At 67.9% G+C, this 12,150-nt stretch carries 10 protein-coding genes; 4 read left to right on the forward strand and 6 right to left on the reverse strand.

The window, feature by feature from the left end; translation table 11 throughout:
- Positions 1 to 16: 16 nt before the first annotated feature.
- Positions 17 to 2,314, reverse strand: a complete 2,298-nt coding sequence (locus tag ACLMAJ_RS30865) for a helicase-associated domain-containing protein (RefSeq protein WP_412017380.1) — start codon at positions 2,312 to 2,314, stop codon at positions 17 to 19.
- A 193-nt stretch (positions 2,315 to 2,507) separates the two neighbouring features.
- Between ACLMAJ_RS30865 and ACLMAJ_RS30870 the strand changes: the two genes are divergently transcribed.
- A complete protein-coding gene (locus ACLMAJ_RS30870; RefSeq protein ID WP_412017381.1) occupies positions 2,508 to 2,696 on the forward strand; it encodes a hypothetical protein in 189 nt (62 codons plus the stop codon).
- Positions 2,697 to 2,772: 76 nt separating this feature from the next.
- On the opposite strand, the gene ACLMAJ_RS30875 is transcribed toward ACLMAJ_RS30870, so the two are convergent.
- Both ACLMAJ_RS30875 and ACLMAJ_RS30880 read right to left on the reverse strand, forming a co-directional pair.
- Entirely contained in the window at positions 2,773 to 3,408 is a 636-nt protein-coding gene (locus tag ACLMAJ_RS30875; protein WP_412017382.1) for a transglycosylase family protein, read from the reverse strand.
- A gap of 372 nt (positions 3,409 to 3,780) precedes the next feature.
- Positions 3,781 to 4,023, reverse strand: a complete 243-nt coding sequence (locus ACLMAJ_RS30880) for a hypothetical protein (RefSeq protein ID WP_412017383.1) — start codon at positions 4,021 to 4,023, stop codon at positions 3,781 to 3,783.
- A 198-nt stretch (positions 4,024 to 4,221) separates the two neighbouring features.
- On the opposite strand from ACLMAJ_RS30880, the gene ACLMAJ_RS30885 reads away from it, so the two are divergent.
- Positions 4,222 to 4,647: a cold-shock protein gene (locus ACLMAJ_RS30885; protein ID WP_412017483.1), complete on the forward strand. Its 426-nt coding sequence runs from the start codon at positions 4,222 to 4,224 to the stop codon at positions 4,645 to 4,647.
- A gap of 265 nt (positions 4,648 to 4,912) precedes the next feature.
- Here ACLMAJ_RS30885 and ACLMAJ_RS30890 read toward each other — a convergent pair whose 3' ends face one another.
- From ACLMAJ_RS30890 to ACLMAJ_RS30900, 3 genes are all read right to left on the reverse strand, one after another.
- Positions 4,913 to 5,503: a DUF2771 domain-containing protein gene (locus ACLMAJ_RS30890; protein WP_412017384.1), complete on the reverse strand. Its 591-nt coding sequence runs from the start codon at positions 5,501 to 5,503 to the stop codon at positions 4,913 to 4,915.
- The gene (locus ACLMAJ_RS30895) at positions 5,503 to 7,320 is read right to left on the reverse strand and encodes an MFS transporter (RefSeq protein WP_412017385.1); all 1,818 of its coding nucleotides are present in this window, start codon (positions 7,318 to 7,320) and stop codon (positions 5,503 to 5,505) included. Before ACLMAJ_RS30895 ends, ACLMAJ_RS30890 begins: the two co-directional genes overlap by 1 nt.
- A gap of 84 nt (positions 7,321 to 7,404) precedes the next feature.
- Positions 7,405 to 8,178, reverse strand: coding sequence for a glutaminyl-peptide cyclotransferase (locus tag ACLMAJ_RS30900; RefSeq protein ID WP_412017386.1), 774 nt, complete (start codon positions 8,176 to 8,178; stop codon positions 7,405 to 7,407).
- A gap of 8 nt (positions 8,179 to 8,186) precedes the next feature.
- On the opposite strand from ACLMAJ_RS30900, the gene ACLMAJ_RS30905 reads away from it, so the two are divergent.
- Positions 8,187 to 9,203, forward strand: coding sequence for a DUF3027 domain-containing protein (locus ACLMAJ_RS30905; protein ID WP_412017387.1), 1,017 nt, complete (start codon positions 8,187 to 8,189; stop codon positions 9,201 to 9,203).
- Positions 9,200 to 12,142: a sacsin N-terminal ATP-binding-like domain-containing protein gene (locus ACLMAJ_RS30910; protein WP_412017484.1), complete on the forward strand. Its 2,943-nt coding sequence runs from the start codon at positions 9,200 to 9,202 to the stop codon at positions 12,140 to 12,142. Before ACLMAJ_RS30905 ends, ACLMAJ_RS30910 begins: the two co-directional genes overlap by 4 nt.
- Positions 12,143 to 12,150 lie beyond the last annotated feature (8 nt).

Raw genomic sequence — 12,150 nt, forward strand, 5'->3', positions numbered from 1 at the left:
TCGGGAGCTGAACGTTTTATTCGAGTAGGGCGACCGATGCGATCCGGTGCAGGGTGAAGTGCCGGACCGCGCCGGTTACCGGATCCATCGCATCGAGTTGACCGTTGCCTACTTTCAACGGCTCGACAACGCGCTGGGTCGCGATGCCGGAGGCATCGACATAGCCGATATTGACCGACCGCCGCACCCGCGCCGCCAATTGCAGCAGCGCAAGGGTTGCGGCGGTACTGGTTCGGGTGCCATCGTGGCGCACCGCCTGCCCGTTGCGCGCACTCGCGGCGCGATCACCCGCCCGCAATTCCGCGACAAGCAGTTCCAGTTGCTCGCTGCTCGGCGGGGTCGGCCGATAGGGCTGCCGCGCATTCGGCCGGATCGTGATGCGCGCACCACGCGGCCGCAGGTCGACGATCGTGCCCGCTGAGTCCTCGCCCGCGGGAGCGAATCCGGCCGCGCGTAGCTGCTCCAGCAGTTCGCCCATCGGGGCTTGGGCGATCGCGACGGTGGGAGCGATTCCGCGCAGCGCCAGTGTTCTCGCCACGGGTGCGGCAAGGACCTGCGCCAGCAGCGTCGGGTCGTCGCTGCGCAGGAACGACTGCGCCATCCCGGCCCGCAGCTGTCCGTGCCTGCGCGCCACATCATCGATCAGATAGGTCAGCGCCTGCGGAATCGGCGTGCGCGAGTGGGTGGTGAACAGCGCGTGCAGTTCCGCCGCCGTCATGCCGCCGTCGAGCGCGCGCCGCACCGAGGTCTCCCCGATCCGGTAAACGGTTGCCGCGCCCGCAGATTCGATATCGGCGACCAGCGCCATCTGCTGCTGTAGGTCCGCCGTCAGCGGGCCGGGTGCGATCACCGTCAGATCCGCCTGCACCAGCACATGATCGACGGGAGCGGGCAGTGCCGCCTCCATCGCGGCCTCTGCGTCGGCCGCGCTGGTCGGTGCGCCGTGCAGTAGTGCCCTGGCGGGTGAGCCGAGGGCGCCACGGCCGACGAAACCGAGCGCCGCCGCCTCCAACAGCGTGTTCTCGACCGCCTCCGAGCGAAAATGTCTGCGCCAGCGTGGTTGCCGCCAGGCCATGATCCTGCCGATGTCGGCGGGTTCGAGTGCCGTGCCGGTGGGGTATTCGCCGAGCAGGTCGAGCACGGCGCGTCGATCGCGCGGCGCGTGCGGTGTGCGTAGCTCGATCGCGAGCGCCGCGAGCGGCTTGTCGTTGGCGTCGCGCATCCCGATCATCCACGGCATCCGGTCCAGGTCGAGCCAGGCCAGCGCGAGGGTCACCCAGCGTCGGGACAGCGGTGCCTCGCGCCAGGCGTCGGCCGCAGGCGTCGGCGCCCAGAAGTCGTCGGCGGAGTCGAGATCCGGCGGCGGGTCGGGCAGCCCCTTTTCGATCAGCTTCGCGGCCGCGAGCAGTTCGACGAGCAGCCCCGCTCGCGCTTCGTCTACTCCGGTCTGTTTGGCGATGCGCCGCAATTCCCGCACGCCTAGCCCACCCGCCCGCAACGCCGGTGCGGGCGCCTGGCCGAGCGTCTCCAGTACGTCCGCGCAGTGCCGCAGTAACTCGCCCACTTCGCCCGCCGCGACCGCGTTGACGTCCGAGGGGGTCTGTTTGCTCAGCCGCGGTTGCGGCGGGCTGAGTGCGTGCGGGTGGGTCACCGGCTCGCGGCGAAGCACCTGGCCGACGGTGACCGGCAGTTCGACCGTCTCGTCGTCGATCCAGTGCAGGAGCCTGCGGGTCAGCAAACGTTGGATCGGGCGGTCGGCCTGTGTGCCCGGCGCCGCGTCCTTGCTGCGCCCGCGCGGGCCGGTGGTGGCGAGCTTGTCCAGCAGCGCGCGCTCGGCGGGTGTCGTCTCGGCGAGAGCGGCAACCACCTCCGGTTCTGTGAGCGCGTCCGGGATCTCGGTGGTGCTCCCGATCGGCCACGGCAGTGCATCTGTGGCGGTCGGAATCAGGTGTAGGTCCTCGCCGTCGGTCCAGATGAGCGCACGGTCGGTCAAACGCTCCAGCGCGGCGTCGACGGCCGCGGCGCTGACGCGTTCGCTCAGCTGCACGTGCAGTGCGCGGCGCGGTAGCGGGGTGGCATGCCGGTCGGAGTGAGTGACGCCGTGTACGGCAAGGGTTTCCACGATCGCGAACTCGAGCGTGTCGAGGTCATCGGTGGCACGCAGCACCGACGCACGCTGCTCGGCGCGCGCGGCGAGCACCGCCATAGACGAGGGCAGTGGCACCGCCAGATCGGGCCGGAGTTCGAGGAGGGCCACAAGTTGCGCATCGCTGCGCGCGCCCAGCCATTCGGCCAAGGAGTGGGTCGCGGTCAAGCTCGTCCGCCTCCCTGCGTCTTCTGCCGGCCGTTGGTGCCGCGGAAGTCACGGCGCGGGCCGGGTGTCCGTGCCTGGCTGAGTTCTGGGCGTGCCCCACGAGTTACCCATGTGCTCTCGAAATCAGTCATTGCGAATTCGACCTTAGACGCGGCGGATGAGCGGTGCAGGAGCGGCGTGCCAGAATGAGGGTGTGGTGAATAAATCTAAGAAACCCTACGTCGACAATGGCTGGCCCACGGTGGCCGAAGGTGATCACGCGGTCACCGAACTCTCGTCGACTCGTTCCGGCGGTCTCTCCCCCTACGGTGAAGACACCGAGTTCCCGGTTCCGGCCGAACAGTTGCCGTACATGCACCCGAACACGGTGATCAATCGCTGATCCCGGACCGGAATGCCCGCAGATACGAAAAGGTCCCCGCATCCTGAAGATGCGGGGACCTTTTCGTATCTGAGGTTCAGGCAGGGAGAAGTCCCTTGTTGGCCTCGAAGAAGTTCACGATGGTCGGATCGAGCTTCGTGTTGCTCGACTTTGCGCCGCTCAAGAAATCGAGGGCTTCCTGCGGAATCTGCACACCCTGCGCCTGGACGACGGCAACGGCGCGGTCTACGGCGGAGAAGACCTGCTGCGAGCTGTCCGGCGCTTCTACTTGCAGCGGAGACTGCTCGGCGGGCTGCCAGCGTGGGGCGGCATCGTGCGACTTCGGTGCGGTGCGCTCGCTGGGTCCGCTGCTCAGGCCGAGGTTGGACGAGCAAGAGGGCCAAGCGCCCCAGCCTTGGGTGGCGAGGACCTTCTCGGCGACAACGATCTGCTGTTCGCGGCTGGCCTGGTTGGCGGTCGAGGCGTACTCGCTGCCTCCGTGTGCGGACCAAGTTCCGGGTGAGAACTGCAGCCCACCCTGGAAACCGTTGCCGGTGTTGATGCCCCAGTTGCCGCCTGCCTCGCACTGCGCGAGACGATCCCAGTCGGAGTCCGGTGCCGCAGCAGCGTTGCCGGCGAGGGCTACACCGGCGGTGCCGATAATGGCGCCGGTAACGGCGACCTTGGCAACAGTGCGCCCGGTGGAGGTTGGCTTGCGATGGCGTCCACTCATGTCGGGTTCTTCTGCCTCTCCTACGCACCTGCAAATGGTCCGGACTGAGAGGTCGTCCGTCCGCCCTCACCCCTATTTCCGTCGGGGTCCGGTACCCGCGGGGTGAGGATTTGGTGCGGCGGGCCGGTGGTTGCCGGGTGTCCCGGCTGGGTAAGACCGTACGACGATCTCCGCGAAAAATCACTATTTGGTAACCGGCGGGTCCCCGAGGGTCTCGGAGCGGTCTCGGTGCGCACCCGAATGCTTTCGCGCAGATGAGAAGTGGTGCGAACCGGCCGATAGAGGTCCGTCACCACTCTGTGATCTCGCCGTTATGTGACGAGGATCACACTGTTGATTTGGTAACGATCGACTCGGGTAACCCATCTCGCGTCACCGGGATCGGCGACCGGACCACAGCGCGTACACCACGCCGACCAGGAATCCGAGCGGTGCGAGCATGGCGACGAGGTACAGCCAGAGCCCCGGCGAGGAGTCGCTGAGGATCGATGTCAGAAAAATCGCGACGATCGCCAGCAGTCCGATCGCGAACAGGCCGAGTGCGAAGTGCAGTAGCCCGTCGCTCGAGCGACGCGCGGGCCCGCTCGGTGGCGGCGGCGTGGAAGGATTCGTCACTCGAAGACCGTAAAACTCAGGTGCTTGCGATATCGGCACCGGGGTAGACTCGGTGCCTATCGCGTCCTGCATGCTGTGGGGCGCGTTCTTTTCGCAAACTGAGCGGATCTCCCTCGCGACACCTCGCGGTGGGGTCCGGGCAGATGGATGTGCTCGGACCGCCAGGGTTCGAGTTTCGATGATGAACGGGTGATGGCAGTGCCTACCGGCAGGGTTAAGTGGTACGACGTCGAAAAGGGCTTCGGCTTTCTTTCCCAGGAGGAGGGTGAGGACGTCTACGTCCGTTCCTCCGCGTTGCCCGAGGGCACCGAATCTCTCAAGCCTGGCCAGCGTGTCGAGTTCGGGATGGCCGCGGGCCGTCGCGGACCGCAGGCGCTGAGCCTGAAGGTGCTCGAGGCGCCGCCATCGGTCCGTCAGGGCCAGGAGCGCGAGCGTGGCGCACACAGGGAGCCTGTTGTCCGCAAGCACACGCCGGACGAGCTACACGGGATGGTCGAGGACATGATCACCCTGCTCGAGGCGAAGGTGCAGCCGGACCTGCGCAAGGGTAAGTACCCGGATCGCAAGACCGCGCAACATATCTCCGAGATCGTCCGCGCCGTAGCGCGCGAACTGGATCACTGAATCTTCGGCAGCGCCTGCGGCGCTGCGTGTTCGCGGCCCTGAGGGCTCGCTTCCGAGCACTCGAGACTCGCGCCTTCGGCGCATGCGCTTCGAGTGCTCGGAAGCGAGCCGGCCGCGAACGTCGCTCGTAAGACTCGCTCCGTGGTGGTCCGGTCAGTCGGTACGGTTCAGTAGGCACGGCTACTGGCTACCGGCTACTGGCTACTGGCTACTGGCTACTGGCTACTGGGGGCCGGGGGCCGGTCTGTCGGGGAATCAGTCCGAGTTACAGCGTGCTGATCGACCAGGCTGCGTGCGGGAGGTAGAACTCCTGGCCTGTCTCGTCTTTGGCGAGAATGGGGAGCTGCATTTCGACGCCGATGAGGCGCAAGTCCGGTTCCGGCGTCGAGTCGATGGTCAGGTTGAGCGCGCCGTCGGGGTAGTCGTTGTGGCTGACGACGCGGTCCACTGTGTCGCCGTTGGGCAGCACGTAGACCAGTCGGGCGATCCAGGGTGCGTCCGCGATCTGTTTCGGCAGCGACATCTGCAACGGGTATCCCGCGGGCACCTCTAGTCGAACCGTCTTGCCGCTCTGGCATTCCGGCGTCGCCTCACCGCAGGGGAGCCGAGAGAAGATCGAGCCCGAGTCGGCCTCCGCACCGCGCTCGGGCAGGATCCGGCAGTCCTGCATCAACGGTGTGCAGTACCCGTACGGCCGCACGGTGACGGCCGTCCCGTGTGCGTAGGCGGTGATCTCCGGCTCCCGCTCGGGTGCGTCGCGAATCAGCACCGCCAGGACACCGACGAACGCGGCCACGAACACCAGCCCGGCGGCTGCGCCGAGCGCGACGATGGTCCGGGTACTGGGCTTGTTCACTAGATGGGATCTCCTATCCCTCGTTGAATGCGTTGGGTGTCTCCACCACGTTGTCTGCGTGTCTCCTGGGTGTGCGGCCGATGCGGAACTTCCTGCTCCGCGTGCTGCGGTCGATTACCGCCGAGCCCTGGCAGCAGCGAGTGACCTCGGAAGCTCACGAAAGTCTGCACCAGTCCGACAACGAGTATCGCCGACACGACCGCGAAGCCCTTCCAATAGTCGGTCGGCAGCAGCACACCGGCTGCGCCACCGACGACCCAGCTCAGCTGCAGCACGGTCTCCGACCGGCCGAAGCCGGAGGCGATGGACTCCGGCGGCAGGTCGTCCTGGATCGAGGCGTCGAGCGATACCTTCGCCAGCGCGCTCGCACCGGACGCGACCAGCGTCGCGATCGCCGCGCCGAGCAGATTGTTCGCGAACACGGCGACCAGCGCGACGAGGGTGCACGCGGCGGTGCAGTTCAGCACGATCAGCGAGGGCTTGCCGAGCTCGATACGGGCGCCGGTGGCGTTGCCGGTGAAGTTGCCGACGGCCGCCGAGACGCCGACCACGCCGAGCATGGCCGCCTGCTGCACGCCACCATGCTCGGTCGCCTTGGCGACGAAGGCGATATAGAAGGTCAGGAACCCGGTCAGCACCCGGATCGCGCTGTTGCCCCACAGCCCGGTCACGACCGTTCGTCCGAGCGGTTGCCTGCGTTTGCGCGGCGGGATGGCGGATTCCGTTGCCGGATCGAGTACTTCGGTGTTGGCGTGGTAGCTGAGGGTCGCGGGGACCTCGCCCTCGGTGACCTCGACCCACCGTGGGATGCGCAGACTCAGATAGGTTCCCGCGATGGCGATCGTGGTGGCGAAGATCAGTGCGCCGGTGGAGCTTGCGATCGCGGCGGCGATCGCGGCGATCGCGCCCGCACCGATGGTGCCGCCGACAAGACCGAACACGGTGAGCCGAGAGTTGGTGCGCACCAGATCAATATCCGGTGGCAGTACGCGCGGCGTCACCGCGCTCTTGAGCACCGAGAACGATTTACTGCCGACCATCATGCACAGCGCGAGCGGATAGAGCGCCCAGGTGTCGAAGGTCACGATGAGCGCGACGGTGACTATCGCACGCAGCGCGAACGAGGTGGCGAGCGCGAGCCTGCGGCCGCGCTGCAAACGGTCGAGCATCGGACCGATCAGCGGCGCGATCAGCGCGAACGGCGCGATGGTTATCAGCAGATACAGCGCGACTTTCGACTTGCTCTCCGCGCTCGCGCTCGCGAAGAAGAGCGTGTTGGCCAGCGCGACGGCGATCGCCGCGTCGAGGGCGAAGTTCGCGATCGTGGCGTAGGTCAGCGCGGTGAGACCCGACTTGTCCGCGCCGTCGGCCTTCGCGGCGCGCTGGAAAGACGCGATACCGCGTTTGGTCAGCTCTTGGCCACGCATGGCCGCGACTCTGGTGACGGTCAGTTTGCGGGGGATGTGTTGTGCGTCTGGTCCGCTCGCTGCGGTGCTGTCTTCCACCGGTTCGGCGTACCCGTCTCGGCGCTCGCTATGCGGCGGTTTACCCATGTCGGGCGCGGAGTGGTCGGGTTCACCGTGCGCGCTGGGCATGCGGCGGGTTTCGAAGTCGGCGGGGTCGGCGGGTTCCGGCCGTGTCTCGGGTAGTCGTCTGGTGCCGGATTGCGGTCGGCGGTCGCCGCGCGCCTGCTGTCGCGCTGTCGGTGCGTTGGCGGGCGGATATCGGTCGAAGCCGGGGTGGCGTTGGATCGGAGGAGCCTCCCCGCCGTCCCACGGGCCATTGTCAGGACCGGAGGGATCGCGAGGAGTAGTCACGCATTCAATTCTGACTCATCCGCCGCCGCGCGTCTCAGGCCGGACGTCGGGTGCGTCGGAACCGTGGTGTCCTGAGGTCCGCGTTCACGCGGGCACGAAGCGGACTTCGAACATGGTCGGCCAGTATTTGCCGGTGAGCAGGAAGCGGTCGGTGCCGGGGATTTGCGCGATGCCGTTGAGTACGTCGGTGTGCGCGCGGGTGGTGGGTGCGAGCAGGCCGCCGGCAGCTATCTCGTCGAGCACCCTGCCGGTGTCGGGGTCGATCCGCAGGATGGTGTCGGTCGGGTAGTCGTTGGCGTACACCGAACCATCTGCGGCGCAATCGAGCTCGTTCAGGTGCGCGGTGCGGCGATTGCGGAGGGTCACGGTGCCGGTCGGCGCGAAGGTGACCGGGTCGCGAAAGGTGAGCTTGCCGGTGCCGTCGCTCATCACGAGTCGGCCGGCACGGGTGCAGATGCCCCAGCCCTCGCCCTCGTAGGGCACCCGTCCGCGCTCGACAAGGGTCACCGGGTCTCGGGCGAAGGCGACGTGGTTTCGCCAGGTGATCTGCCAGAGCGTGTCGCCTGCCAGCGTCACGCCCTCGCCGAAGTACGGAGCGGGCAGATCGACGCGGGCCAGTTCGGCTCCGGTGTTCAGGTCGGTCGCGCGGATACTCGACGCGCCCGGCTTGCCGGTGCCTTCGTAGCGCACGGTGCCGTCGATCTCCAGGCCCTGGGTGAACGCCGCCGAATCGTGCGGACCGGTGCCGATGACCTCGATTTTTCTGCGTTGTGGTTGGTCGTCCGCGCCGCCACAGCCGGTCATTGTGAGCACGCTGACCAGTACTATGGCGGCCAACGAACGCTGATTGCGCTCCATACGGCAAAATGTATGCCGTGAGCGCAGTTTCTGTTTCGGAGTCCGGCGTGTGGCCGATCCTGGCCGACGCCGTCGACGTGGCCCGTCGAGCGCTCGTGGCGTTGGAGCCCGCCGGGGTCGGCGCGCATTTGGGGGTGACCGCGGAGGGCGAAAGTGCGGCGACGCATCGCTTCGAAGCCACCCTCGCCGGCTACCACGGCTGGCAGTGGGCGGTCGTCGTCGCGGCCGCACCAGGTGCGGCCTACGCCACGGTGAGCGAGTCGGCGTTGCTGCCGGGACCGGACGCGTTGATCGCGCCCGATTTCGTGCCGTGGGATCAGCGGGTCCGCCCTGGTGATCTCTCGCCCGGCGACCTCCTCACTCCCGTGCCCGACGATCCACGGCTGGTACCCGGGTATGTCCTCAGCGGCGACCCTGCGGTCGACGACGTCGCCCGCGAGATCGGCCTCGGCCGCACCCAGGTGCTCAGCCTCGAAGGCAGGGACGAGGCGTCCGAGCGCTGGTACTCCGAGTTCGGCCCCGACACCGATATGGCCAAGGCGGCGCCGTCGACCTGCGGCCTCTGCGGCTTCTACCTGCCGCTGGCGGGCGCCATGCGGGCCGCTTTCGGCGTCTGTGGCAATGCGATGGGCGCAGACGGCCGAGTAGTGCACGCCGAGTACGGCTGCGGCGCACACTCCGACACCATCGTCCCCACCGGCGGCGGCTCCCCGCTCTACGAGGCATACGACGACGCGGCATTCGACGTGATCCAGCAAGCCCCGCGCAAGCAGGTCGAACAGGCGCCGGTTGCCGACGCGGCCGACGCGGGCACCGTCGCTGATGACTCGGCGGGTGGCGTTGTGGTCGAGCCGAACACAGTCCCCGAGTCGAACGCTGCGGCATCAGTGACTGCTGAGGCGACTGCTGAGGCCGAGCCGAGCTCTGAGCTGCCGAGTGATGTCGCGTCCGAGGCGTCGCGGTCGGGCACCGATCCGATCGAGTCGGAACAGGAAAAGGGTGCCGAATCATCGGCACAGAGCTGAGCGACGCCGCCGAGGCGTCCGATCCGTTCGGTACCTCGGCGCTGCGCGCTGCGGTCATCGCCGCATGGCGTGATTCGCCGACCCGGCTGCGCGAGGATTGCGCCACCGAGGCGGATCTGGTGCGGGCCGGGTATCGGGATCGGCTGCTGACCGAGCTCGCGCAGAACGCCGCTGACGCCGCCGCGAAGTCCGGTGCTCATGGCCGCCTGGTTGTCCGGCTCGACGGCAGAACCCTGCATATTTCGAATACCGGTGCGCCACTGGAGCTTTCCGGTGTCCACGCGCTTACCGCGCTGCGCGCCTCCGCGAAGGCGAACCCGGCGACGAGCGTCGGCAGGTTCGGTGTCGGCTTCACCGCGGTCCTCTCGGTGAGCGACGAGATCGAGGTGCGTTCGACGACCGGCTCCTTGCTGTTCTCGCGCGAGAATACGTGGGTCGCATTGCGCGACAACGCAATCGAGGTGCCGAATACAGCAGAACAGTTCGCCCCACCGGTTCTTCGACTGGCGTGGCCGATCTCCACTTCCCCTGCCGACGGCGACACCGAAGTGGTCCTGCGCCTGCGTGACGGCATCGACGAGCAGGCCCTGCTCGCGGGCATGCGCGCCGAAGCCGTCGACCTATTGCTGGAACTGCCTGCCCTGCACAGCATCCGAATCGGCGACGATGAGCTGACCAGTACGGCAATAGATCTCGGCGCCACCGATCCCGAGCGGACCGGCCTGCGCGAGCTGCGCATCTGCGGCCAGGACATCGGACATCGAGTGTGGTGGGAATACCGCACTGCACGCGCGCGCTGGCTGCTGCCTGTTCGCAACGGCAGGCCGGTAGCCGCCGCCCCCGACGTACTGCGTGCCCCGACCCGATCCGACGAGGAGCTATCGCTACCGGCCCTCCTGATCGCCGACATCCCCATGCAGCCGGACCGCCGCCGCCTACTTCCCGGCGCCCGACTCACCGAACTCGCCTCGGGATACGGCGATTTCGCCCGCGCCCTCCCGTCCCGCGATCGCCTCACCCTGGTCCCGGCCCCTGGCTTCGCCCGCGGTGAGGCCGATGGTCTACTCCGCGAAGCCCTGGTCCGCGAACTCCGATCCCAGTCCTGGCTCCCAGTGGAAACCGGGCCCTCCGGTGCGCCCGCGTTCGACTTCGATGACCCGGAATCGCTGTGGGCGGAGCCTCTCCCGGACAGCGCCGCGCTGGGGCCGGCGGTTGCGCGCGAACATGCAGCTGCTGAGAGCGCGGAATTCGAAAGCCGGTTACCGGCGCGCGGGGCCGCGGCTACGGCGGTGCCGACTCGGGCGAGCGTATTCGCAGGGCTGACAGCGGAATTGGCCGGGCTGATCGATGATGTGGTCGGGCCGTTGGTGATTCCGGAGTTGTCCGGGCGGGCGCACAGCGAGGCGCTCGGTGTGTTGGATGTGCACCGGTTGGGGCTGGCTCGGCTTGCGGAGCTCTCCGGTGGGCTGGAGCGGTCGCCGCAGTGGTGGTATTCGCTGTATGCGGCGCTGGAGTCGTTCGTTGTCGACCCGTTGACTGCCGAGGAGTTGGGGGCGCTTGCGGTGCCGCTGGCCGATGGGCGGCTCGTGACCGGGCCGCGCACAGTGGTTTTGGATGATCGGCTCGAGGATCCCATTCCCGTGCACTGGGCGCGGCTGGTGCACCCGGAGGCGGCGCATCCGCTGCTGGCTCGGTTGGGTGCGCGCACCGCTACCGCCGAGGATCTATTGAGCGATCCAGGGTTGCGCGCCGAGTTGGAGGATCAGCCCGGCGATCCGGACACCGCCGACGCGGTGCTGCGGCTGGCCGCGAACGCCGATCCGCTCGCATTGCCGTCCTGGCTCGGGATTATCGAATTGCCTGATAGCTCAGGGGGATTGCTGCCCGCCGACGAGCTGCTACTGCCCGGCGCTCCGCTGCGTGATCTGCTGGTCGAGGATTCGCCGTTCGGCACCGCCGCAAAGGATCTGGTGGAGGGCTACGGCATTGCGGCGCTGCGTGCGGTCGGTGTCGGCTGGGATTTCAGTGTCGTCGTCGAGGAGGATCCGACCGGCCCCGACCATCATCTGGACGACGAGGACCGCTGGTGGGCGAGCCTGTCGGAGGATCCGCCGGAGCTGGCCGCCGTCCGCGACCTGGACTTGGTTGCCGAGTCCGCGTGGCAGGAAGCGTTGCGGCAGTTGGCTTCCGGTGAACGCACCCGACGGCTGCTCGCCGACCGTGACGGCTACACCGCATGGTGGCTGCGCAGACACGCCCGTATCGATGGAACGGTGCTGGGCCTGCTTCGCCACCCGGCGGATACCGAATTCGCCGGCCTGCTCCCGGAATTCGCCGCCCCCGGCCTCGGCCGCCACGACGTCGATGCCTTGCGCTCGGTACTGGCGAACCCCGATGCCCTCACCGAGGAGCTGGCCACCGCCCTACTCGCGGCCCTCGCCGATCCGGCGAAAGCTCCTTCACCCGAGGTGATTTCCCGGACCCACGCGCGATTGGCGGCCGCGGTCGCCGCGGATCTGTTCGACCTGGCCGATCTCGACCTGCCCGTCCGCGTGCGCGCGTTGTCAGGTGCGGTGGTCGACCCCGCCGACGCTTTCGTGCTCGACCAACCCTGGTTCGGCCTGGCTCTGCCCGCTGACCGCCTGGTTGTCGGGAACATCGAGACGGCTCCCGCTTTGGCGACGCTGCTCGATCTGCCGCTCGTATCGGAATCCGTCACTGCCGAGGTGATCGGTACCGGCCGTCGGACAACCTGGTCCGCCGAACCGCTCGGTGTTGTACTGCGCCAACTGTTCACACTGCCCGCGCAGCACGGGGACCTGGTTGTGCACGATGACCTTCGGATACGTCTGCGGGGCGGCGTGGCCGGCACTGTCGACGTGCCGTGGTGGTGGGATGGCGCGACGACGCACATCCGGATCTCGCGATCGCGGGACTGATCGCCCTT

It is taken from the genome of Nocardia arseniciresistens, assembly GCF_046764875.1.
In the GTDB taxonomy this organism is placed as follows: Bacteria; Actinomycetota; Actinomycetes; order Mycobacteriales; family Mycobacteriaceae; genus Nocardia; species Nocardia arseniciresistens.